We start from the raw sequence: 22,768 nt of genomic DNA, 5'->3' as shown, positions 1-22,768 counted from the left end.
CCTTCGCGTGCCGCAGATCAACCGGCCCGATCCTCGCAGGCGCGCCTCGTGAGCGCGACGGCGGGGGAGCGCGGCCGCGCCGGCGGCGGTGCGCCCGACCACGCGGCGCCGGACTACGCGGTGCGGGACTACGCGGTGCGGGACTACGGGGTGCGGGACTACGGGGTGCCGGACTACGCGGGCTACGAGGTGCGCCACGTCGGGGTCGGCGATCCCGAGGCGGAACCGCTGCTGGCCGGCCTCAGTGCGGAGTACACGGCCCGCTACGGTCCCAACGACGAGCTCGCGCGCTTCCCGGCACACGAGTTCGCCCCGCCCCACGGGGCGTTCCTGGTCCTCGTCTCCGGCGGCGAGACCGTCGCGGGCGGCGCGTTCCGCAGGTACGACCCGGTCACGGCCGAGCTGAAGCGGATCTGGTCCCACCCTTCACACCGGCGTCGGGGGCTCGGCCGGGCCGTGGTGCGCGCGCTGGAGCGCGAGGCGGCCGTACGTGGGTATCGCCGCGTCTACCTCACGACCGGCCCCCGGCAGCCGGAGGCGGCCGCGCTCTACCTGGCCGCCGGATACACGCCGCTGTTCGACGTGGACGACCGTCCCGTCCGCGGCCCCCTTCCCTTCGTCAAGGATCTCTCCGGCGTCCGTCCCGGCATTCCCGGGCGGGACCCGCTGCCGGAGTCCGAGGCGTTCCACGCGGGCACAGCAGGAGGACCACTGTGAAGGTCATCAGGGGCGCGCTTCCCCTCATCCTCGTCGCGGCCCTGGCCGCGTGCGGTTCCGAGACGCCGGCCGCGCAGGCGGGCGGCACCTCTCTGACGTGGGCCGTCGAGACCGAGCCCATCACGTTCAACCCCCATCTGTGGGCGCAGAACAAGGCCAGGCTGCTGGTGTTCAACCAGTTCGACGCGCTGCTCGCGCGCGGGAAGGACGGGTCGTTCGTCCCGTGGCTCGCCCGGTCGTGGAAGGTCTCCGACGACGGGCGCACCTACACCCTGGAGTTGCGTGACGACGTCACCTTCCAGGACGGCACGAAGTTCGACGCTGCCGCGGTGAAGGCGAACTTCGACAAGCTGCGCGAGCCCGGCTACAACCCGACGGTCGCCGCCATCCAGCTGCACGCCTTCGACAAGGCCGAGGTGCTCTCGCCCACCACCCTGAAGATCACGCTGAAGGAGCCGGACGGACTGTTCCTCGACTTCCTCGCCTCGCCGTACGCCGGGCAGGTGTCGCCGAAGTCGCTCCGGGAGGCCAAGGACCTGAAGGCCGGCGGCCCGGACGTGGTCGGGACCGGCCCGTTCGTCCTCGACCGGTACGTGAAGGGCCAGGAGGTCCACTACCGGCGTAACCCCCGCTACAACTGGGCGCCGCAGGGCAGCGCCCACCAGGGACCGGCGTACCTGTCGGAGGTCACCTACCGCTTCCTGCCGCAGGCGGCCGTCCGCATCGGCGCGCTCACCTCCGGGCAGGTCCAGGTCGTCGAGGGCGTCCCGGCCACCGACGTCCAGTCGATCAAGCAGGACCCGGGGCTGTCCTTCCAGTCGGCGCTCAACTCCGGCACGTCGTTCTCCTACTACTTCAACACCTCCCACCCGCCCTTCGACGACAAGCGGGTGCGGCAGGCGTTCCGGGAGGCCGTCGACGTCGACGCCGTGCTGGCCTCCGTCTACCAGGGCACGGCCAAGCGGGCCTGGAGCGTCGTCGGCGACACCAGCCCCTTCTACGACCCGTCCCTGGAGAGGACGTACGGCGGGGACGCCGCCAAGGCGAACGCGCTGCTCGACGCGGCGGGCTGGACCGGGCGCGACGCCGAGGGCTACCGGGTCAAGGACGGCAAGCGGCTGACGGTCCGCTCGGTGGCGTCGGCGCCGTTCGTCCGCGACCGCAGGGACATCCTGGCCCAGGCCATCCAGGCGCAGGTCAAGCAGACGGCGGGGATCGACTTCCAGGTGAAGATCGTGGACCAGGGCACGGCGCAGAAGGCGCTCGACGACGACGCGTACGAGATCTTCGAGAACTCGCGCGGCGACTCCGACGTCGGGGCCGCGCTCAACCTCATCCTGCCGAAGGGCGGGGCCATCAACCGCACCCACTACGAGGACGCCGCCCTCGACGGATGGCTCGCCGACGCGTCGGCGAGCTCCGACGCCGCCAAGCGGAAGGCGCTGTACGCCAAGGTCCAGCGCAAGGTGGTGGCCGACGAGGCGATCGTCTTCCCCATCTACGTCCCCTCCGACCAGATCGCGGCGAGCAGGAACGTGCAGGGCCTGGGCTTCGACCCCGTGTCCGGCACGCCGCGCGGCGTCTACGACGTGCGGATCGCCGCATGACGGCGGCGCCACCGGCCCGGCAGCCCACGACACCGCCGTCCACGACACCGCCGTCCACGACACCGCCGTCCACGACACTGATTTCCGCGACACCGACCACCGCGACCCGGCCGCCCGTGGCCCGGCCGCCCGCGTGGCGGCGGCTCTCGGCCCTGCGCGTGCCCGGCTGGCTGGGCGCGCCGGTGCGGCGGCTCGTCTCGGCCGTGGCCGTGCTGTGGGCGGCCGCCACGACCGCGTACGCGGCCCTGCTGCTGGCCCCGGGCGACACCGTCGACATCCTCGTGGGCGACGGCGCCGACACGCCGGAGATCCGCGCGCAGATCATTGCCGAGTGGGGGCTGGACCGGCCCGGGGCCGTGCGCTACCTGAGCTATCTCGGCCGCCTGCTGCACGGCGACCTCGGCCGTTCCTACCAGCTGCAGCGCGGCGTCGGCGAGGTCCTGGCCGGGCAGGTGGGCCCGACCGTGCGGCTGACCCTGGCGGCCGCCGCGGTCGGCGTGGTGCTGGCGCTCGTCCTGGCGGTGGCGACGGCGGGCAGGTCGGTCTGGCCGCGCCGGATCGTCTCCGCCGCCGAACTGGTGGCGGTGTCGGTGCCGCAGTTCGTGATCGGCATCGTGCTGCTGTTCGTGTTCTCGTTCTCGCTCGGCTGGTTCCCCGTCTCGGGTGCGGCCGACCCGCAGGCGCTCGTCCTCCCCGCGCTGGCGCTCGGACTGCCCGTCGCCGGCGTGCTCGGGCAGGTGCTCAGGGAGGGCCTGGAACGCGCGCTTGAACAGCCGTTCGCGGTGACCGCCCGCTCGCGCGGCCTCAGCGAGCGGGCCGTGGTGGCCCGGCACGCGCTGCGGCACGCGCTTCTTCCGGCCGTCACCCTCACCGGCTGGTTCACCGGCGTCCTGCTCGGCGGGGCCGTCATCACCGAGGCCCTTTTCGGCCGTCCGGGGCTCGGCCGGGTGACCATGCAGGCCGTCAGCGCCAAGGACATGCCGGTCGTGATGGCCGTCGTCATCCTGTCCGCGGCGGTGTACGTGACGATCAGCGCCCTGCTCGACCTCGCCTACCGGCTCATCGACCCCCGGCTCAGGAGCGCATGATGGCCGTCGCCGCACCCGCTGTCAGGCCCGGCGCCCGCTCGCGCCCCGGCCTCGTCCTCGCCCTGCTCGTCCTGGCCGTGCTGGTCGTCGCCGTTGCGGCCCCCGGCCTGGTCACCCGGGTCGACCCGCTGGCGGCCGACCCGCTGCGGGCGCTGGCCCCGCCCGGCGGGGGCCATCCGCTCGGCACCGACCACCTCGGCCGCGACGTGCTCGCCCGCGTCGTGTACGGCGCCCGCCACTCGCTCGGCATCGGGGTCCTCGCCACCGCGCTCGCGGTGGGCGCGGGCTCGCTGCTGGGCCTGGCCGCCGGGCTGGCGACCCGCCTGGCAGGTGAGGCGCTCGCCCGCCTGTTCGACGTGCTGTCGACCTTCCCCGAGCTGCTGCTCGCGCTCCTGGTGATCGCCATCACGGGCCCCGGCACGTGGAACGTCGTCGCCGCGATCGGGATCGCCCAGATCCCCACGTACGCGCGGGTGGTCAGGGCGCAGACGTTCGTCGTGCGCCGCTCCGGCTACGTCGAGCAGGCGGTGACCTTCGGCCACTCGCGGGCCCGCGTCGTCGCCCGGCACGTGCTGCCCAACGTCGTCGGGCCCGTCCCCGTGCTGGCCACGATGGGGCTCGGCCAGGCCGTCATCGCCACATCGGGCCTCAGCTTCCTCGGCATGGGCCCCCAGCCGCCCGCCCCCGAGTGGGGCACCATGCTGGCCGAGTCGCGGGACTACCTGCGCGTGGCCTCGTGGGTGGCCTTCTCTCCGGGAGTGGCCCTCACCCTGTCGGTCGTGTGCCTGACGGTCGCCGGGCGGCACCTCCAGCGGCGTTTCGAGGGAAGGACACCATGACAGAGCTCGCGATCACCCGTGCCGACTCCGCCCCCGACTCAGCCCCCGGCCCCGCCGCCGCTCCGCCGCTCGTCGCGGTGGAGGACCTGCGGGTCTCCTTCCCCGCCTCCGGCGTCGAGGCCGTACGCGGACTGTCGCTGTCGATCGCGCCGGGGGAGTGCGTCGCCCTGGTCGGCGAGTCGGGGTCGGGCAAGAGCGTCACGGCCCGCGCCCTCATCGGCCTGGCCGGCCCGGGCGCGAAGGTGCAGGCGTCGGCCTTCCGCGTCGGCGGCGAGGACGCCCTGACCTTCGGCCCGCGCGAGTGGCGCCGCGTGCGAGGCCGGTTCGCCGGGCTGGTCCTGCAGGACGCCCTGGTCTCGCTCGACCCGCTGCGCACCGTGGGGGCCGAGATCACCGAGGTGCTGGCGGAACATGACGTGGTGCCCCGCCAGGCCCGCCCGGAGCGCGTCCGGGCGTTGCTGGAGGCCGTGGGCGTCCCGGACCCCGAGGTGCGCGTGCGGCAGCACCCGCACCAGCTGTCCGGCGGGCTGCGGCAGCGGGCGCTGATCGCCTCCGCCATCGCCGCGGAGCCGGAGCTGATCATCGCCGACGAGCCCACGACCGCCCTCGACGTGACCGTGCAGGCCCAGATCCTGCGGCTGCTCGCGGACCGCAAGGCGGCCGGGACGGCGCTGCTGATGATCAGCCACGACCTCGCCGTGGTGGCCGCGGTCGCCGACCGCGTCCTGGTCATGAAGGACGGCCTGGTGGTCGAGGAGGGGCCGGCGCGCGAGGTGCTGACGGCTCCGCGGCACGACTACACCCGGGCCCTGCTGGCCGCCGTGCCCTCCGCCTCCGCCGTGCCGCGCCGGCCGCAGCGCTCCCCGGAGGCCGCCCCACGCGATCCCGTGCTCGCCGCCACGGGGTTGTCGGTCGCGTACGGCTCGCGCAGGGCCGTGGACGACGTCTCCTTCCGCCTGCACGCGGGGGAGACGCTCGGCGTGGTCGGCGAGTCGGGATCGGGCAAGACGACCCTCGCGCGGCTGGCCCTCGGCCTGCTCGCGCCGGACGCGGGGGAGGTGACCCTGCGGGGAGGCCCGTGGAGCGGCCTGCCCGAGCGGCAGCGGCGCCCGCTCCGCCCCGCCGTCCAGGTGATCGCGCAGAACCCGCTGGACTCCTTCGACCCGCGTCACACTGTGGGCCGTCTGGTCACCGACCCGCTCTCCGCGCTGCCGAGGCGGCGACGCCGGGAGCGCGCCGTCGAACTGCTGGGCCGGGTCGGGCTGCCGCCCGAACTGCTCGGCAGGCGTCCCCGGGAGCTGTCCGGCGGCCAGCGGCAGCGCGTGGCCATCGCCCGCGCGCTCGCGTCCCGGCCCGAGGTGCTGATCTGCGACGAGCCCGTCTCCGCGCTCGACGTGTCGATCCAGGCCCAGGTGCTCGACCTGCTGACCGAGATCCAGGCCGAGGACGGCACGGCGCTGCTGTTCATCTCCCACGACCTGGGCGTCGTCCGCCACCTGAGCGACCGGGTCCTGGTGATGAAGGACGGCCGCGTGGTGGAGGAGGGGGACGCCGGCGAGGTCTTCCATCACCCCCGGCACCCGTACACCCGGGAGCTGCTCGCGGCCGTGCCCCGGCTCCCCGGCCCCGCGCCCTCGGCGTGAGCCGTGCTCCGCTGGGCGCCGGCAGCGAAACGCCGCCGCTGACGTCTTCAGGTGGGCCACAAACGCAATCCACGAGAGCTGCCCCGACATCGGACCGGACAGCCCGGGCTGGGTGTCGGGATCCCGCCCGCGTGGTCCCGGGTGAGGGGCGAGCGGTCGGCGCCGGCTCGCCCCTCACGCGGCTCTATGCCGCGTAGCGGCTCGCGGGGCGGGCCAGCCCGAGCCGCCCGCGCAGGTCCGCCGTGTCGTACGCCGTCCGGAACGCGCCCGCGTTCTGCAGCGCGGGCACCAGGCCACGGGTGATCGCCGCGAGGTCGTGAGGCAGCACGCCCGGCCGGAGGCGGAATCCCTCCAGACCCGCCTCCCGCCACTCCAGCAGCAGCCCGGCGAGCTCCTCGGGGGTGCCGGTGAAGACGTGCGCGTCCGAGTCGAGCTCGGCGCCGTCGAGGTCGTCCAGCCGGGCCTTGCGGCCGGCCGCGTCGTGGGCGTCGAGGAAGACCACCAGATCCGCGAAGATCCGCAACGGCGGCTCGGTGCGTCCGACGGCCGCCTCCGCCGCCCGGACGCTCTCGACGATCGCGGTGGCGTCCTCCCGGTCGCGTGGCGTGACGTACACGACGTCGGAGGACCGGGCCGCGAACTCGTACGGCAGCGTGTCGTGGGCCAGGGAGGTGACCAGCGGCTGGCCCTGCGGGGAGCGCGGCGTGATCGACGGGCCCTTCACGCTGAACCACTCGCCGCGGAAGTCGATGTAGTGGAGCTTGTCGCGGTCGATGAAGCGGCCCGTCGCGACGTCGCGGATCTCGGCGTCGTCCTCCCAGCTGTCCCACAGGCGGCGGACCACCTCGACCGCGTCGGTGGCCTCGGCGAACAGGTCCAGCACGTGCTTGCCGAAGACGGGATCCCGGTCGGGGGAGTAGTCCTGCGGCGGGAACGGGGAACGACGGCCGAAGTGCGCGACGTGGTCGGGGCGGCCGTAGACCTGGGGCCGCCAGCCGGCCCTGCCGCGGCTGATGTGGTCGAGCGAGGCGATGCCGATCGCGACGTGGAACGGCTCGGTGTGGGTCGTGCCGGCGGTCGGCACGAGGCCGATCCGCGAGGTCAGCGGGGCCACGCGCGACGCGATCAGCACCGCGTCGAGCCGCCCGCGCACCTGGTCGAGGCGCCCGTCGGGCTCGTTGAGGTGGGAGGACTGGAGGCCGAGCGCGTCTTCGAAGGTGACGAAGTCGAGCAGGCCGCGCTCCGCCTCCGCGACGAGTTCGGCCCAGTAGCCAGGGGTGAACAGCCGGTCCGGCCGCGCGCCTTCGGCCCGCCACGCGGCCGGGTGCCAGCCCGCCCCGTCAAGCGCGACGGCGAGATGCAGGGTCATGAGGTCTCCTCGGTACGGTTCGGAGTGCGGGGGGCGAGGCCGAGGTGGTCGCGGAGGGTGGGCCCGGTGTAATCGGTCCGGAACACGCCCTTCTCCTGCAACAGGGGGACGACCTTATCGACCAGGTCGTCCAGCCCGCCGGGAGTCAGGTGGGGCACGAAGATGAAGCCGTCGGCCGCGTCGGTCTGCACGAAGTGATCGATCTCGTCGGCGACCGACCGCGGCGTGCCGATGAAGGTCTGCGGCGCGGAGACCTCGATGGCGAGCTCGCGGATCGACAGGTTCTTCTCCTCGGCGAGGGCGCGCCACTTGGCCACCAGCTCGCCGCGGTCACGGCGGAACGCCGCGTGGCCCTTGGACACGCCCTCGTCCAGGTTCGGCTCGACGTCGGGCAGCGGGCCGTCCGGGTCGTATCCCGACAGGTCGCGGCCCCACACGGCCTCCAGGAAGTAGATCGCCGTCTGCGGGCTGACCTGCGCACGGCGGATCTCGGCGGCCCGTTCGGCGGCCTCGGCCTCGGTGTCGCCGAGCACGTACGTCACGGCGGGAAGGATCTTCAGCTCCTCCGGCCGCCGTCCGTACGCGGCGAGCCTGCGCTTGACGTCACGGTAGAAGGCGCGGCCCTCCTCCAGCTTGCTGTGCCTGCTGAAGATCACATCAGCCGACGACGCCGCGAACTCGCGGCCCTCGTCGGAGTCGCCGGCCTGGATGATCACCGGGTGGCCCTGCGGGCCGCGCGGCACGTTAAACAGCCCGGAGATGTCGAAGTGCCTGCCCTGGTGGCGGAAGGAGGTGACGCCGCCGGGCCGCAGGAACCGCCCCGACTCCGGATCCGCGGCCACCGCGTCCGATGCCCACGAGTCCCACAGCTCCCTGGCGGTCTGCAGGAACTCCTTCGCCCGGGTGTACCGGTCGGCCTCGGCCAGGAAGCCGCCCCGGCGGAAGTTCTCCCCGGTGAAGGCGTCGAAGCTGGTCACCACGTTCCACGCGGCCCGGCCTCCGCTCAGGTGGTCGAGCGTGGCCAGCCGTCGCGCCACCTCGTACGGTTCGTTGAAGGTGGAGTTCACCGTCGCGGCGAGCCCCAGGTGCGTGGTGACGGCGGCCAGGGCGGAAAGGACCGTGAGCGACTCCGGGCGTCCCACGACGTCCAGGTCGTGGATGCGGCCCTTCGCCTCGCGCAGCCGCAGTCCTTCGGCCAGGAAGAAGAAGTCGAACTTCCCGCGTTCGGCCGTCTGGGCCAGGTGGCGGAACGAGTCGAAATCGATCTGACTGCCCGATGCGGGGTCGGACCAGACCGTGGTGTTGTTCACGCCGGGGAAGTGCGCGGCGAGATGGATCTGCTTGGTCACGGGGGACTCCTGATGTCTCGGCCCGGTTTGCGCCTCCGCTAAACCTACTAACACAGTAGGTATAGAGGGTTTTGTCGTCAATCGCCCGGACTCGGGCTCATCCGACCGGCACGTCGGCGGGCACGCGGACGGCGACGAACGCCGTCCGCCGGCGGAGACGGAAGCCGAGCGCCTCGTACACGCGGATCGCCGTGGTGTTGCTCGCGGCGGCGTGCATGAACGGGGTCTCGCCACGGGCGCGGATGCCGGCGGCGACGGCCAGCACCAGCCGGGACGCCAGGCCCTGGCGGCGGAAGGCCGGATCGGTGCAGACCGCGCTGATCTCCGTCCAGCCGGGCGGGTGCAGCCGCTCCCCGGCCATCGCGACCAGCGCACCGCCGCGGCGGATGCCCAGATAGGTGCCCATCTCGATGGTGCGCGGCCGGAACGGGCCCGGCTGCGTGCGCGCGACGAGGTCCAGCATCTCCGGCACGTCCGCCGCCTCAAGGCGGACCGCCTCGTCGTCGGGTGCCGGGACCACGTCGTCGCCGACCAACTGCACGCCCGCGCCGTTCGAGACCACCTCCCATCCGTCCGGCACCGCGGCGGCGGCGCCGGTGACCGGGACCGTCGCGCCGGGCCCCGCGAGCGCGGCGAGGTCGCTCCAGTCCGCGGGGCCGGGCTCGTCGGGCAGAGCGAAGAACGGGGAGACGTCGTCCGGGTAGCGCGCCGCGTTGCCGTACCGTTCGGCGAAGTGCGCGTGCGGGCCGGTCAGCGACGCCCACGCGGGGTTGTCCAGAAGGTGCCGCTCGCTCACCGCGGCCCTCCCCGGGACGCGTCGCCGTGTCCGGTGCTCACGCGCTCACCTCCATGGCCGTCTCGCCGCGGGTGCCGCCGTACGGGGGGAATGCGCATGCCTTCGGCATCGGATCTCCTGTCACTCGTCCTCCTGCGGACGCATCCTAGGCAATTACCTACTAAACAAGTAGGTCTTGACGGTATTCCCTCCCTGTGCTGAAGATAGAGAAATGTCGGACGCCCGCGATCGGCGCGGTCGCCGGGAGGGTTGATCCATGACTGTCGAGCCCTTCGCGCTCAATCACGTCCACTTATCCGACGCCACGGAGGCACGATGACCGCGCCCGCCGTGCTGGAGGAGACGGCGGCGGAGTCCGCCGGCTCGCTGACCGTGATCAAGGCACGGCACCCGGGACGCTGGATCGCCGGCGCCGTGGTGGCCGTGCTGCTGGCGATGGCGGTCAACGCGCTGGTCACCAATCCGGCCTGGGACTGGCCGGTCGTCGGCGCGTACCTGTTCCATCCCTCGGTGCTGCACGCGGTGCTGTTCACCGTGGAGCTGACCGCGCTCGGCATCGTGCTCGGCTTCCTGCTGGGGACCGTGCTCGCGCTGATGCGGCTGTCGCGCGTCCCGCTGCTCGCGTCGGCGGCCTGGGGCTATGTGTGGCTGTTCCGCTCGGTGCCGCTCATCCTGCAGTTGCTGTTCTGGTACAACCTCGCCGCCCTGTACAAGCAGATCTCGTTCGGGGTGCCGTTCGGGCCCGCGTTCTTCTCCGTCGGCTCGATGGACCTGATCGGACCGGTGACGGCCGCCGCGCTCGGCCTGGCGCTGCACCAGGCGGCGTACGCCGCGGAGATCGTGCGCGGGGGCTTCCTGTCGGTGGACCCGGGCCAGCTGGAGGCGGCCGCCGCTCTCGGCATCCCGAGGGCCAGGCAGATCTTCCGGATCCAGCTTCCGCAGGCCATGCGGTCGATCGTCCCGGCAGCGGGCAACGAGATCATCGGCCTGGTCAAGGGCACCTCGGTCGTCTACATCATGGCGCTGCCCGAGCTGTTCTACCAGGTCCAGGTGATCTACAACCGCAACGGCCGGGTGATCGCGATGCTGCTGGTGGCCGCGATCTGGTACCTCGTCCTCACCACGGTGCTGTCGGCCGCGCAGTACTACGTGGAACGCAGGTTCGGCCGGGGCCTCGCGCGGGCCCTGCCGCCCACGCCGGTGCAGCGGGTGCGCCGGATCCTCACCGTACGGCGGGCCGCCCGGCGGCAGCGCCCGGCCGGGGACGGAGGCGGGCGGCGATGAGCGCACCCATGGTCGACGTGCGCGGCGTGCACAAGAGCTACGGCCCCCTGGAGGTCCTGCGCGGGGTGGACCTGCGGGTCCAGCCCGGCGAGGTGACCGTGATCATCGGCCCGTCCGGGTCGGGCAAGTCGACGCTGCTGCGCAGCATCAACCACCTGGAGAAGATCGACCGCGGGTACGTCGCCATCGACGGCGAGTTCGTCGGCTACCGGCGGTCCGGAGACCGGCTGCACGAGCTGCGGGAACGCGACATCCTGCGCCGGCGCACCCAGATCGGCTTCGTCTTCCAGAACTTCCACCTGTTCCCCCATCTCACCGTCAGGGAGAACGTGACCGAGGCCCCCATCTCGGCCCAGCGCCGCCCCCGGGACGAGGTCGAGGCGCTGGCGACCGAGCTGCTCGAGCAGGTGGGCCTGTCCGACAAGGCCGGCGCCTACCCGCGGCAGCTGTCCGGGGGACAGCAGCAACGCGTCGCGATCGCCCGGGCCCTGGCCCTGCGGCCCAAGGTCGTGCTGTTCGACGAGCCCACCTCGGCGCTCGACCCCGAGCTGGTGGGCGAGGTGCTGGAAGTGATGAAGGCGCTCGCCCGCAGCGGCACCACCATGATCGTCGTGACCCACGAGATCGGTTTCGCCCGCGAGGTCGCCGACACCGTGGTCTTCATGGACGCCGGTCAGATCATCGAGCAGGGCCCGCCCGGGCTAGTGCTCGACCGGCCGAGGCACGACCGTACGCGCGCCTTCCTCAGCAAGGTTCTCTGAACCTCTCAGCAGGGTTCTCTGAACCTCTTAGCAGGGTTCTCTGAACCCCTCAGCAAGGTTCTCCGAACCCCTCCGCATCGTGCTCTGAATCCCTGAGCAGAACGCTCCAACCCCTGAAGGACGATCCATGTCACCATCCCGGTTATCCGTGCTCGGCGTGTCCGCCCTGCTGCTGCTCGCCGCCTGCGGCACGGTGCCCGACGACGGCGCGGCCGGCAGCGGCGGCGCCGCCGCCGCTGCCGCGGCCCCGCCCGGCGTACTGAAGATCAACACGAGTCCGGAGCAGAACCGGATCCGGGCCGAGAAGGTGGAGGCGATCGCCGCCGAGGTGCCCGCCGCGATCCGGGCCAAGGGGGAGTTCCTGATCGGCACCTCCACGTTCGAGCCGCCGCTGTCGTTCGTCGCCGACGACAACGTCACCCCGATCGGGGTGGAGGAGGACCTCGCCTCCCTCGTCGCCGACGTGCTCGGCCTGAAGCTGCGCATCGAGGCCACGTCGTGGGAGAACCTGTTCCTCGCGGTGCGGTCCGGCAAGTACGCGGCCGGCTTCTCCAACATCACCGTCACAGAGGAGCGCAAGGACATCTACGACTTCGCCACCTACCGGCTGGACCAGCTGGCCTGGGAGGTGCCGAAGAACAGCAAGATCACGTCGATCGCCAAGCCGGCCGACGTCGCCGGTCTCAGCGTGGCGGTGGGCTCGGGCACCAACCAGGAGAAGATCCTGCTGGGCTGGGACAAGCAGAACCGCGCCGCCGGGCTGAAGCCCGCTCAGATCCAGTACTACAAGCAGGCGGCCGACACCTACCTGGCGCTCAAGTCCGGCCGGATCCAGGCGTACTTCGCACCCAATCCCACCTCGGCCTACCATGCCGCGGTGAGCGGCGACACGAAGATCGTCGGCACCTACTCCGGCGCCGGGCCCACGCTCCAGGGGCTCATCGCCGCGATGACGCAGAAGGGCAACGGGCTGGCCAAGCCGATCGCCGACGCCCTCAACGCCCTCATCAAGGACGGCACCTACGCCAAGGTCCTCGCCCGCTGGGGCCTGTCCAACGAGGCAGTCCCCGAATCCCTGGTCAACCCGCCCGGCCTGCCCCGCGAGCAGTAGGCCGCCTCGGCTCCGGCTCACACCGCGCAGCTTTCGCGGGTTCGGGCCGGAGCGGTTCTTCTCAGTTCCGCGGCGGGGCGGCGGGGCGCCCGGGGGACCGCCGGGCCGTACCCCAGCCGGATGATCATCTGGATGTGCCCGCGCCGGTGGTGGGGATCGCTGCGGCGGCGCATGTCGCGGAGGTCGAGCGGCTGGTTGAGGAACGAGGCCGAGACACCGTGGACGGTGGCGGTCAGCAGCAGGCGTTGCAACGCCTGTCCGGCACGCAGCCAGTCGAGGGGGCCGTCGCCCGCCGTGGTGAGCACCGCAAGCTGGGGACGGGACTCGAAGTGGACCGGCCCACGCTCCCTGTGCAGTCCGAAGTCCCGGACCGGCGCCGGGTCGTCGGCGCAGCCGGGCCCCTGCACGTAGGACGGCAGGCCGTCGCGGCGGTTTCCGCTCATCGTCCACGCCCGCAGCTCGGCCTGGTAGCCGCCGTCCTTGGCCAGCTCGTCGTCGGCGACGGCGACGTGCTCCAGCAGGTCCGCCGCGGCGTGCCGGCCGAGCATGACCAGGCAGGCCCCCTCACGAGCGGCCGCGTCGCGCAGGTCCGCGAGCACATGCTCGGGGACCCGCCGTTCGCTGAACGGCTCCCGGTTGGTCCGGCGCAGGCCGATGCGGTCGTACAGTTCGCGCGTTCGCACAGGGGCCGGCCGGTACGGCGACACGCGGACGGCGGCCAGGAGCCGCGGCTCCTCCGCGGTGTTCGGCAGCAGCCAGACCAGCGGCCGGTGACCGGCCGTCCGCACGGCGAGCCGGAGGTTGAACAGGGCGGCGCCACAGCTGACGTGCAGCGAGCGCCCGCGAGGGTCGCTGACCCGGAGCCGCCGGTCGGGGTCGGCCAGCAGTTCGGCGAACTCCCCGTGAACCGCTTCGAGCCGCCAGGGCTGCGTGTTGAGCACCGAGGGCGCCTGCCCGGCGGCGGTGAGCAGCCGGTGGAAGGCGAGTTCTGTGGCGAAGGGAGAATTCACGGCGCACCTTCTCTTGGAAGTCTTCCGCGGGGGCCCGCTGTCGTCACCTTGGAAGCGCGCTGGGCGGCCCGGCCGAGCCGGCGCCCACCCCCAGGGGGCAGGGGGTGGGCGCCGGAGTCTGCTGCGTGAGGATCGGTCTACTTGAGGATCGGGAGGCGGCGGACCAGGGGAGTGGCGGCCCACCACTTACCGAGTCCGAGGGTGGTGCCGGCGCCGGCGAGGGCGAGGCCCGCCAGGACGATGGCGTAGACGATGTGCTCGTCCATGAAGGGGTTGGTGGTCAGCGGCAGTTCGGCGGCCCACATCATCAGCAGGAGCAGTCCGCCGGTGGTGGCGGCGATGCGCATGCCCACGCCGAGGATGAGGGCGGCGCCGATACCGGCGAGGCCGGTCATGAACAGCCAGTCGACCCAGGCCTGGCCCGCGAGGGTGTTGAACAGGCCGCCGAAGGTGTGGTCGGCGGTGCCCTTCAGGAAGCCGGTGGTCGGGCTGCCGCCGTTGATCCAGGCCTTGGCGGCGGGAGTGGCGAAGCCCCAGCCGAACAGCTTGTCCAGGAAGGCCCACAGGAACACCCAGCCGATCGCGATCCGGGCGGCGGCCCACACGTACCGCACCGGGCGGGTGGTGGCGGGGATCGCCTCGCTGTGCGCGCGGGGGGCGGGGACGGTGACCGCGCCGGTGGGAGCGGCGGCGTCGAGGCGGTGGTTCCTCTGGTTACGCCCTTCGGTGATGGCCATGACCGGCCCCTTTCAACGTCTTTTCTCTTTCGACACCTCAAGGAAACCGCGATCACCGGCCATGCCGCAGGAGCCGTACGGCACGCTCCGGTCGTCTCGAAGTCCCGTGATCGTGGGACTTTCGGTCCAAGCCCGTCAGATCGGGCTTTCCGGGTCGGTGGCCGGGGCCGAGCCCGGTGGGGTGTACCGACGAGCGGTGTCCTGTTCGCGTGGAGTCGGGGCGGGCGCCGGATCACTGTCCGGGAGCGGTTCGGTCTGGTCGATGGTGGAGGCCCAGCTGGCCAGGAGGGTGAGCCCGTCGTGGGCCGCGGTATCGGGTTCGGCGCTCCGCCGCCACCGCGGTGGACTGTGCGCGGATGAGCGGGCCGGCCTCGATGCCCTGGCGACCCGTGTGGGGGTGGCCGGAGACCGGTACGGCGCGGTGCACATCAAGATGGTCGGGCGCTAGAACGACTTGATCGAGCGGCCCTGTGCCTGGTCGAGCGCGCCGCAGGGGTCTTGGCGGCGCCGGATCCCCGTAGCACGATCGGGGCATGCGGTCTCCGGCTGGCGGGAGGTCTGGATGGCGACCGTCCTGCTCCCCGGCGATCCGCGCAGGCTCGGCGGCTACTGGCTGGCCGGCCGCCTGGGCGAGGGCGGACAGGGCGTCGTGTACGAGGCCTACGACGAGGCCGGCCGCCGGGTGGCCGTCAAGGTCCTCCGCCCGGCGGGCGGGCCGGGGGACGCGCGGGCGAGGGCGCGGTTCGCCAAGGAGGTCGCCGCCGCGCGCCGGGTCGCGCCCTTCTGCACGGCCAGGGTCATCGCCGCCGACCTGGAGGGCCCCCAGCCGTACATCGTGAGCGAGTTCGTCGCCGGGCCGAGCCTGCGCGCGGCGGTCGCCCGGGACGGGCCGTACGGGCCGGGGGAGCTGCACCGCCTCGCCACGGGCATCGCGACGGCGCTGGCCGCCATCCACGGGGCGTCCGTGGTCCACCGCGACCTCAAACCGGACAACGTGCTGATCGGCCCCGACGGCCCGCGGGTCATCGACTTCGGCATCGCGCGGACCGCCGACATGTCGCTGACGACGACCGGCCACGTCGCCGGCACACCGGCGTTCATGGCTCCCGAGAGCGTGCTCGGGGCACGGACGGGCCCTGCCGTCGACGTCTGGGCCTGGGGAGCCGTGACGCTGTTCGCCGCCACCGGCCGGGAGCCGTTCGCCGAGGGGGCCGCGCGCCTGCCCGTACGCGGCGGCGGTCCGGACGCGGCGGGGCAGGCGCTGACCGGGGTGGCGGCCCTGCTGCACCGCATCCTGGCGGCCGAGCCGGATCTGACGGCTCTCGGGGAGCCGCTGCGCGGCCTGGTGGCTCGCGCGCTCGACAAGAACCCGGAGGCCAGGCCGGACGCGGACACCCTCCTCGCGACGCTGCTCGGGCACTCGTCGCCGGGAGGCGCGGCGCTGCTCGCGGAGGGCACCCGTACGGCCGAGGGTCTCGGGCCGTCCAGGGCCGTCGCGCCGCCCTCCCTCGCGGCCGTGGCCGAGGAGGCGTACGGCGCGCTCGTCCCGGCCGACCAGGCGCTGGTGCCGCGGATCCTGCTGCGCATGGTCGCGCCGGGGGAGGGAGGCGACGACCTTCCCCGGCCGGTGCCCGAGGACGAGCTCCTCGACGGCGTGGTCGACCGGGAGACGGCCGGCCGGGTGCTGTCGGGCTTCGCGCGCGCCGACCTCGTCGTACGGGAGGGCGAGACGGTCGCTCTCGCCGCGTCCGCCCTGCTGCGCGCCTGGCCCCGGCTACGCGAGTGGGTCGACGCGGATCGGGCGGGCCTGCGGGTGCAGCGGCCGCTGACCGAGGCCGCCCGGATGTGGGACCTGCACGGGCGGCGTCCCGGCGACCTCTACCAGGGGACGGCGCTGGAGACGGCACTCGGCTGGGCGGCGACCGCGCGCCATCACGTCACGCTGAACACGCTGGAGAAGGCGTTCCTCGACGCGTCCCGGGGCCTCGCCCGGGTCCGCGCCCGGCGGCGCCGCCGCCTCACCGCCGTGCTCGCCGCGCTCGTGGCCGTCACGGCGGCCTCGGCCGGGCTGGCCCTCGACCAGAAGTCGTCCGCCGAGCGGCAGCGGGACGTGGCCGTGGCCCGGCGGCTCGCCGCCCTGGCCGAGACCTCGCGCTCGTCCGATCCCACCCGGGCGATGGCGCTGAGCGTGGCCGCCTGGCGGCTGGCCGGGGTGCCCGAGGCGCGGGCGGCGCTCTACAGCTCGCTCGCCCAGCCGCTGCGGCGGATCGACCCGCCCCCGCCCGTCACCGCCGGAGCCCGGTTCGACCTGAGCGGGGACGGCCGGCTGCTCGCCGTCGCCGACGCCGGCCGGGCGGTCCTGTGGGAGGTGGCCGCGCACCGCGTGGCCGGGGGCGCCCGGGGCATCGGACCGGCCCCCGACGCCATCGCGCTCAGCCCCGACGGCCGCCGCCTCGCGGTTTCCGGCGGCGGGCGTCTGCGCGTGTGGGACCTGTCCACCGGCCGTCCGCTCGGGCCGGGGTTCGGGAACGGCGCACTGGAGATGACGTTCGGCCCGGACGGCCGGCGCCTCGCCGTGCTCGCGCCCGGCCATCGGGGCCAGGTCTGGGACGCCCTTCGCGGTGCCGAACTCCTCGACGTGCGCGACGAGCGGGCGGAGGGCGTCGTGGTCTCCGCGCGGCACGCCGCCGTGCTGCTGGACGACGGCCGATACCGGTTGTACGAGCCGGTCGCGGGGCGTCCGCGCGGCCCGCGGCGCCTTCCCGCCCCCGGGGGTGGCCGGGCGGACGCCATCGCCTTCAGTCCCGACGGCCGCACGATCGCGGTCGGCCGCGGCGAGGACGTCCGCTTCTGGGACCTGTCCACCGGCCGCCGTCGCGGCTCCGTCCTGGAGGGCGCCTCCGCCGTCTGGCTCGCGTACGGCGACGGCGGCAGGCTCGTCCTGACCTTCGACGGCACCGGCGCCGGGCTGTGGCGCGCGGACGGCGGCGGACTGCTGGCCTACTCCACGCCGGAGGACACCACCGGCATGCCGGACATCAGGGTCGCCGCCGGTGCGGCGGGCGGCCCGGTGCTGCGCTACCTGCTGAGCGGCGGCAGGGTCGCCACGGTGGACGCCGGGGCGGGGGCCCGCTCCACTGTGGTGTCCCCGTCGGCGGTCGCCGCCGCCTTCGCGCCGGGCGCGCGGACGCTCGCCGTCTCGCCGGCCGGGAAGGGGCCGCTCCTGTGGGATCCGGCCAGGGGCGTCGGTCTCGGGCCGCCGCTCGGCGGCACACCGTCCGGGGCGCTCGCCTTTCCCGACGTACGCACGCTCGCCTCCGTTCCCGCGGGCGAGGCGCCGGGGCACGCCACGACGGTGAGCCTCTGGAGCGTGCCGGACGGACGCCCGCTCCGCCGCGTCCCGGTCGCGGGCGCCGGTTCGGTGGGCGGGCTGGCGGTCGGAGGCGGGGTCCTCGCCGTGGCGCCCGTCGCCGAGGACTACGAGCCGGTCCGGGTGTGGGACCTCGCCCGCGGCGCGGAGATTCCCGTCCCGCGCCACAGCGGATGGGACGTCATGGCGGTCAGCCCGGACGGCCGGGTCCTCGCGATCGGCGGGCGGGACGCCGCCCTGGTCGACCTGGCCACCGGGACGGTCACCGGCCGCCCCTTCGGGCCCGTCCTCGACGGCGTGCGGTCGATCGCGTTCAGCCCCGGCGGCTCGGCGATCGCCACCGGCTTCCACGAGGCGGGCGTGGGCCTGTGGGACGCCCGCACGCTGCGGCGTACGGGGACGCTCGCGCCCGAGGAGGGACGGTTCGACGACGTCGTGGCGCTCGCCTACTCGCCCGACGGGCGGCTGATCGCCACCGGCGGCACGAGCGGCGAGGTCCGCGTGTGGGACGCCGGCACGCGGTCGCCGCTGGGCCTGCCGTACGCCGTCCACACCGGCCGGGTGCTCGCGCTCGCCTTCGGAGCGGACGGGCGCTACCTCTACAGCGCCGGGCAGGACGGGACGCTGCGGCGCTACACGATCGACCCGGAACGGGCCGCGGACGAGGTGTGCGCGCGGGCGGGCGGCGGCCTGGGAGATGACGACTGGCGGCGCCTCGTGCCGGAGGCGCCCTACCGGAAGGTGTGCCGAGCCACATGACGATCATCCGCCACCTGCTCGCGCGGCTCCTGCGACGGCCCGTCGCCGGCGCCGCTCTCGTGGAGATCGAGTCGGTCGAGGTCGATCCCGACCCCGTCCCGATCGGCGGCGAGGGCCGGGTCGTGGCGACCTTCGAGGTGGTCACCAGCGGGCCGTCCGCCGAGGTGAAGGGCGACCTGGTGGCCCCGGACGGGTCCCGTACGGGCCTGGGCTTCGAGCGCGAGGAGCGCACGCCCTTCGAGGAGCGCTGGAGGGCCGGGCACGCGTTCGGCCGGGACGCGGCGGCGGGGACCTGGCGCGTCGTGGTCGGCGCCGGCGGCGTGACCGGGGAACGGGAGTTCGAGGTCCGGTTCGAGGAGGGGCTGCGGCGGTCGAGGATCGGCGGCTTCGAGCTGTCTCCCGACCCGGTCGACGAGGGAAACCGGCTGACCTTCTCCGGCCGGCTGGAGGCGGTCACCGGGAAGGAGGACTGGGGCGGTCTTCCCGGCCGCACGGTCGCCCTGCTGTTCCGGGCCGATGACCTGCTGTCCCGCACGGAGGTGGCGCGCGTCGTCACCGGCAGGTCGGGCCGGTTCGAGGCGACGGTCACGGCGACCGAGTCCGGGTTCTGGTCGGCGGAGTTCCGCGCGGACGCCGAGGACCGTGGGCGCCTCACCGCGGCGCGGAGCGCCGAGGTCCATTCGGCGGTGAACGCCGCCGGGGCGCAAACCAAGATCACCTATTCGGCGCGCCCCAAGAGCGGCAGGCGGAACAGGCAGGCGACCCACATCGGCACGTTGTTCGTCCGGGTGCAGCCCGCTGGACAGCCCCCTCGCTGGGATCCGCTGCCCCAGCAGCGCGTCCGGCTCTGGTTCGACCCGTCCGGGGCCGGCGCCGAGAGCGTGCGGGGGTCGGCGACGACGGGCTCCGACGGCGGCTTCCGGCTGCGCGAGAAGGTGCCGTCGACCGGCGACTGGCAGGTCCGCTTCGACTCGCAGAGCCCGGCGCAGCGCCGGTCGTGCAAGTCGCCGGCCCGCAGGCTCACCACGAACTAGGTGGCGTAGCGCGCGACCACGCCCGTGAGGGCCGTGGCGATCCGGAGCCTGTCGGCCTCCGGCATCTCGTCGCCCAGGACGTCCAGCCGCGCGCAGATCTCCCCGTGCACCTTCTCGCCGAGCCGCGCGCCCTCCGGCGTGAGGGAGATCCGGCAGGCGCGGCGGTCGCGAGGATGGCTGACCCGTGTCACGAACCCGCGCCGCTCCACCCGGTCCACGAGCCCGGTGAGGCTGGACTTCTCCAGGTGGAGGAGGCGGCTGAGCTCGGTCATGCCGATGGGGCCGCCGGTCAGCACGCACAGCAACTGCGCCTGCTGCGGGGTGACGCCGTGCTCCCGGCTCACATCGGCGAAGACGTACTGCACCACGTGGGACATGCGCACCAGCGCGGTGGCGAACGCCGACTCCGTGCCTGCCTTCGTGGTCGTCGTCGTGGTCACCTGTACCTCCCGGTCCGAGCGTAGTTGACATCGGTTCGTACTGCCAACTAATTTGTGCGCACTACGAACTGTTGGTACTGCGAACTAAGGAGGCTTCGTGAGCACAGGTGACACGACGAGCCCCGCCGCGAGAGGCACCGGTCTGCTGGTCGCGCTCGGCACCGCGGTTTTCGGCTATGCCCTGATGCAGACTGTGGTGGTCCCCGCCCTGGGCCTGCTCACCAGGGAACTGCGGACCACGCCCGCCTGGTCGGCCTGGATCCTCAGCGCCTTCCTGCTCTCCAGCGCGGTGCTGACCCCGCTCCTGGGCCGGCTCGGGGACATGCACGGCAGGCGTCGGGTGATGATGGGCGTGCTCGTCGCGTACGCGGTGGGCATGGCCGGTGCGGCGGCGGCCCAGAACATCGGCCAGCTCATCGCCGCCCGCGTCGTCCAGGGCGCGGCGCTGGCGGTGGTCCCGCTGTCCATGGCGATCCTCCGCGAGGCGCTGCCGCGGGAACGCCTGCCGTTCGCGATGGGGCTGGTCTCCGGCATCGTCGGAGCGGGCGGCGGGGCCGGCCTGGTCGTCGGCGGGCTGCTCGCCGACCACCTGTCCTGGCGGTATCTGTTCGTCGTCGGCGCGCTGCTCGCGTCGCTCAGCCTCGCGATGGTCTGGCGGTACGTGCCCGCCCGCCACCACGACACCTCGGGCAGGCTCGACGTGCTCGGAGCCGTGCTGCTGGGCCTCGGCCTCGTCGCGGTGCTGCTCGCGCTCACGCAGGGCCCCTCGTGGGGCTGGACCTCGGCGCCGGTGCTCGGCCTGTTCGTCCTCGGCGTGCTGCTGGCGGCCGTGCTCGTCCTGGTGGAACGCGGCAGGGCCCACGCGCTCATCGACGTCGGCGAGCTGACCGACCGGCCGATGCTGGCCACGCACGCCGCCGCCCTGCTGTTCGGCGCCGGGTCGTACTTCTTCTATCTGGGGATGCCCCTGTTCGCCCAGCAGAAGCCCGGGGCGGACGGCGCCGGCTTCGGCGCATCGGTCACCGTGGCCGGTCTCCTGATGCTCCCGGGCATGCTGGCCATCGTCCCGGCCGGTGCGGCCGTCGGCCGCATCTCGGCGTCCCTGGGTTCGCGAGGGCCGCTGGCGTGCGGGTTCGCGCTGTTCGCCGTGGGGGCGGCGCTGCTGGCGCTCGGCCACGCCTCGTACTGGCAGCACCTGGTGTTCTACGCGGTCGTGGGGGCGGGCTCCGGGCTCGTCATGGGGGCGCTGCCCAAGCTGATCGCCGACATCGTGCCGCTGGCCCGGACCGGGACCGCCAACGGCATCAACAACATCGCCCGCACCGTGGGAAGTGTCATCGGCAGTCAGCTCGCCGCCGCCGTGATCGCGTCCACCACCTCCGGCCGCACCGCCGTGCCCGACTCCGCCTTCTCCCTGCTGTTCTGGCTGGGTGCGGTGGCGGCGGTCGCGGGCGTGGCGGTGTCGCCCCTGGCCGTACGGCGGGCCCTTCCCCCTGTTCCCCACGCCCAGGAGGAGGCACGGGCATGAGTGCGCACAACCGGCTGCGCTTCGGCGCGGGAGGGGCCGTCGGCGGCCTGTCGGCAGGCCAGACGCTCGACCTCGCGCAGAGCGCCGACGAGCTGGGCTACGACCTGTTCACCTTGAGCGACCACCTGCACGGCGGCCGTCCCAGCCTGGAGCCGCTGACCGCGCTGTCCTGGATCGCCGCCCGCACCAGGACCATCGAGGTCGGCACCAACGTGCTCGGGCTGCCCTACCGCGAGCCCCCCGTCGTGGCAAAGACCGCCGAGACGGTCGACCGGCTGTCGGGCGGGCGGCTGGTTCTCGGCCTCGGAGGCGGCGGCTTCGACCACGAGTTCGCCGCGTTCGGGCTCGCCGGGCGCAGCCCGGGACAGAAGGTCGCGGCGTTGCGCGAGGCGATCGGGATCATCCGCGGGCTGTGGACGGGGGAGCCGGTCTCGTTCGACGGCGACCACTACACGGTCCGGGACGCGGTCATCGCCCCGGCCGCCCGGCGGCCCATCCCGATCTGGCTCGGCTCCTACGGCCCGCGCTCGCTGGCGCTCACCGGGGAGCTGGCCGACGGATGGCTGCCCTCGCTCGGGCGGATCTCCCTGGCCCAGGCCGTCGCCATGCGCCGCGCCGTACGCCGGGCGGCGCGGGACGCCGGGCGCGACCCCGACTCGATCACGTGCGCCTGCAACGTCCGGGTCCTCGTCGATCCCTCCAGGCCGCCGACCCCGGAGTTCGTCACCGGCGGCGTCTCCGCGGTGGTGGACCAGCTCACCGGCATCGTCGCGGCGGGCTTCACCTCCCTGCTGCTCGCCCTGCCGAGCGTGCGTGAGCAGGAGTTCTTCGCCCGGGAGATCATCCCGCAGGTGCGCGAGCGGGCCGCGCAGCTCGGCCCCGAGCTCGTCGGCTCCGACCGCACCGGCGCCGAGACGGCGCCCGGGGAGGGCCGCAGCAGGTAGGAGATCGTGCCCGCGCGAGCGGAAGCGGCCGGCGTGCCCGTGCGGGGCACGCCGGCCTTTCGCATTCCGGCGTGCCCCGCTTTCGCATTCCGGCGGCATCGAGGCCGCCGACGTCGAGATCGTCTCGATACGCGAGACATGGTTGCTAAACCGACAATGCATGTAGGAAATTAAGGATATGTCCGGATCTGTCGCCCTGACTGTCCGCCGCGTGGTCGACTACATGCGCGTGACCAGCAACCGCTGTCGCTGACGGCCGTCGCATCACCGCACCACACACCACCGCGGCGTCCGGCAGCCGCATGTCCCGGCCGGGCCGGTCCCCATCCGGCTCCCGGCGCCCTTCCCCATCCCGTACGAGGCTTCGCGCCCGCCGACACGT

At 73.7% G+C, this 22,768-nt stretch carries 19 protein-coding genes; 13 read left to right on the top strand and 6 right to left on the bottom strand.

Features of this window, described 5'->3' with window-relative positions:
• The first annotated feature begins 48 nt into the window (after positions 1 to 48).
• The 5 genes from Msi02_RS18130 to Msi02_RS18110 are packed head-to-tail and all read left to right on the top strand — an operon-like array spanning position 49 to position 5,894.
• The gene (locus Msi02_RS18130) at positions 49 to 717 is read left to right on the top strand and encodes a GNAT family N-acetyltransferase (RefSeq protein WP_239108485.1); all 669 of its coding nucleotides are present in this window, start codon (positions 49 to 51) and stop codon (positions 715 to 717) included.
• Positions 714 to 2,324, top strand: a complete 1,611-nt coding sequence (locus Msi02_RS18125) for an ABC transporter substrate-binding protein (RefSeq protein WP_204049442.1) — start codon at positions 714 to 716, stop codon at positions 2,322 to 2,324. Before Msi02_RS18130 ends, Msi02_RS18125 begins: the two co-directional genes overlap by 4 nt.
• Positions 2,321 to 3,412, top strand: coding sequence for an ABC transporter permease (locus Msi02_RS18120; RefSeq protein ID WP_204049441.1), 1,092 nt, complete (start codon positions 2,321 to 2,323; stop codon positions 3,410 to 3,412). Before Msi02_RS18125 ends, Msi02_RS18120 begins: the two co-directional genes overlap by 4 nt.
• Entirely contained in the window at positions 3,409 to 4,251 is an 843-nt protein-coding gene (locus Msi02_RS18115) for an ABC transporter permease (RefSeq protein ID WP_204049440.1), read from the top strand. The genes Msi02_RS18120 and Msi02_RS18115 overlap by 4 nt, the downstream gene beginning before the upstream one ends.
• Positions 4,248 to 5,894 carry a dipeptide ABC transporter ATP-binding protein gene (locus tag Msi02_RS18110; protein WP_204049439.1) on the top strand — a complete coding sequence of 549 codons (1,647 nt, stop codon included), beginning with the start codon at positions 4,248 to 4,250 and terminating at the stop codon, positions 5,892 to 5,894. Before Msi02_RS18115 ends, Msi02_RS18110 begins: the two co-directional genes overlap by 4 nt.
• Positions 5,895 to 6,078: 184 nt before the next feature.
• Here the strand turns inward: Msi02_RS18110 and Msi02_RS18105 are convergent, their stop codons facing one another.
• The 3 genes from Msi02_RS18105 to Msi02_RS18095 all read right to left on the bottom strand — a co-directional run bounded on the left by Msi02_RS18105 (position 6,079) and on the right by Msi02_RS18095 (position 9,408).
• On the bottom strand, positions 6,079 to 7,263 hold the full coding sequence (locus Msi02_RS18105) for an LLM class flavin-dependent oxidoreductase (protein ID WP_204049438.1): 1,185 nt from the start codon (positions 7,261 to 7,263) through the stop codon (positions 6,079 to 6,081).
• Positions 7,260 to 8,612 carry an NtaA/DmoA family FMN-dependent monooxygenase gene (locus tag Msi02_RS18100; protein ID WP_204049437.1) on the bottom strand — a complete coding sequence of 451 codons (1,353 nt, stop codon included), beginning with the start codon at positions 8,610 to 8,612 and terminating at the stop codon, positions 7,260 to 7,262. The genes Msi02_RS18105 and Msi02_RS18100 overlap by 4 nt, the downstream gene beginning before the upstream one ends.
• Positions 8,613 to 8,709: 97 nt before the next feature.
• Positions 8,710 to 9,408 (bottom strand): GNAT family N-acetyltransferase, encoded by a 699-nt coding sequence (locus Msi02_RS18095; protein ID WP_204049436.1) that lies wholly within the window; start codon positions 9,406 to 9,408, stop codon positions 8,710 to 8,712.
• Between the two features lie 315 nt (positions 9,409 to 9,723).
• Between Msi02_RS18095 and Msi02_RS18090 the strand changes: the two genes are divergently transcribed.
• The 3 genes from Msi02_RS18090 to Msi02_RS18080 all read left to right on the top strand — a co-directional run bounded on the left by Msi02_RS18090 (position 9,724) and on the right by Msi02_RS18080 (position 12,564).
• Positions 9,724 to 10,692, top strand: coding sequence for an amino acid ABC transporter permease (locus Msi02_RS18090; protein ID WP_079318559.1), 969 nt, complete (start codon positions 9,724 to 9,726; stop codon positions 10,690 to 10,692).
• Positions 10,689 to 11,453: an amino acid ABC transporter ATP-binding protein gene (locus Msi02_RS18085; RefSeq protein WP_275414152.1), complete on the top strand. Its 765-nt coding sequence runs from the start codon at positions 10,689 to 10,691 to the stop codon at positions 11,451 to 11,453. The genes Msi02_RS18090 and Msi02_RS18085 overlap by 4 nt, the downstream gene beginning before the upstream one ends.
• 127 nt (positions 11,454 to 11,580) lie before the next feature.
• The gene (locus Msi02_RS18080) at positions 11,581 to 12,564 is read left to right on the top strand and encodes an ABC transporter substrate-binding protein (protein WP_204049435.1); all 984 of its coding nucleotides are present in this window, start codon (positions 11,581 to 11,583) and stop codon (positions 12,562 to 12,564) included.
• 17 nt (positions 12,565 to 12,581) lie between these two features.
• Here the strand turns inward: Msi02_RS18080 and Msi02_RS18075 are convergent, their stop codons facing one another.
• A complete protein-coding gene (locus Msi02_RS18075) occupies positions 12,582 to 13,574 on the bottom strand; it encodes an Acg family FMN-binding oxidoreductase (RefSeq protein WP_204049434.1) in 993 nt (330 codons plus the stop codon).
• Positions 13,575 to 13,711: 137 nt separating this feature from the next.
• Positions 13,712 to 14,311: a hypothetical protein gene (locus Msi02_RS18070; RefSeq protein WP_204049433.1), complete on the bottom strand. Its 600-nt coding sequence runs from the start codon at positions 14,309 to 14,311 to the stop codon at positions 13,712 to 13,714.
• 262 nt (positions 14,312 to 14,573) lie between these two features.
• Between Msi02_RS18070 and Msi02_RS18065 the strand changes: the two genes are divergently transcribed.
• The 3 genes from Msi02_RS18065 to Msi02_RS18055 all read left to right on the top strand — a co-directional run bounded on the left by Msi02_RS18065 (position 14,574) and on the right by Msi02_RS18055 (position 19,474).
• A complete protein-coding gene (locus tag Msi02_RS18065) occupies positions 14,574 to 14,759 on the top strand; it encodes a hypothetical protein (RefSeq protein ID WP_204049432.1) in 186 nt (61 codons plus the stop codon).
• A gap of 114 nt (positions 14,760 to 14,873) precedes the next feature.
• The gene (locus tag Msi02_RS18060) at positions 14,874 to 18,440 is read left to right on the top strand and encodes a WD40 repeat domain-containing serine/threonine-protein kinase (RefSeq protein WP_204049431.1); all 3,567 of its coding nucleotides are present in this window, start codon (positions 14,874 to 14,876) and stop codon (positions 18,438 to 18,440) included.
• Positions 18,437 to 19,474, top strand: a complete 1,038-nt coding sequence (locus tag Msi02_RS18055) for a hypothetical protein (protein ID WP_204049430.1) — start codon at positions 18,437 to 18,439, stop codon at positions 19,472 to 19,474. Before Msi02_RS18060 ends, Msi02_RS18055 begins: the two co-directional genes overlap by 4 nt.
• On the opposite strand, the gene Msi02_RS18050 is transcribed toward Msi02_RS18055, so the two are convergent.
• The gene (locus Msi02_RS18050; protein WP_204049429.1) at positions 19,471 to 19,914 is read right to left on the bottom strand and encodes a MarR family winged helix-turn-helix transcriptional regulator; all 444 of its coding nucleotides are present in this window, start codon (positions 19,912 to 19,914) and stop codon (positions 19,471 to 19,473) included. The two genes, Msi02_RS18055 and Msi02_RS18050, sit on opposite strands and share 4 nt — an antisense overlap.
• Positions 19,915 to 20,011: 97 nt before the next feature.
• On the opposite strand from Msi02_RS18050, the gene Msi02_RS18045 reads away from it, so the two are divergent.
• Together Msi02_RS18045 and Msi02_RS18040 are read left to right on the top strand one after the other, a co-directional pair.
• The gene (locus Msi02_RS18045) at positions 20,012 to 21,442 is read left to right on the top strand and encodes an MFS transporter (protein WP_204049428.1); all 1,431 of its coding nucleotides are present in this window, start codon (positions 20,012 to 20,014) and stop codon (positions 21,440 to 21,442) included.
• Positions 21,439 to 22,386 carry an LLM class flavin-dependent oxidoreductase gene (locus Msi02_RS18040; protein ID WP_204049427.1) on the top strand — a complete coding sequence of 316 codons (948 nt, stop codon included), beginning with the start codon at positions 21,439 to 21,441 and terminating at the stop codon, positions 22,384 to 22,386. The genes Msi02_RS18045 and Msi02_RS18040 overlap by 4 nt, the downstream gene beginning before the upstream one ends.
• The last annotated feature ends 382 nt before the right edge of the window (positions 22,387 to 22,768 follow it).

The organism is Microbispora siamensis (assembly GCF_016863095.1).
GTDB lineage: Bacteria > Actinomycetota > Actinomycetes > Streptosporangiales > Streptosporangiaceae > Microbispora > Microbispora siamensis.
Note: the sequence above shows the minus strand (reverse complement) of the source record. Positions and strands in the feature narration are given on the sequence as shown.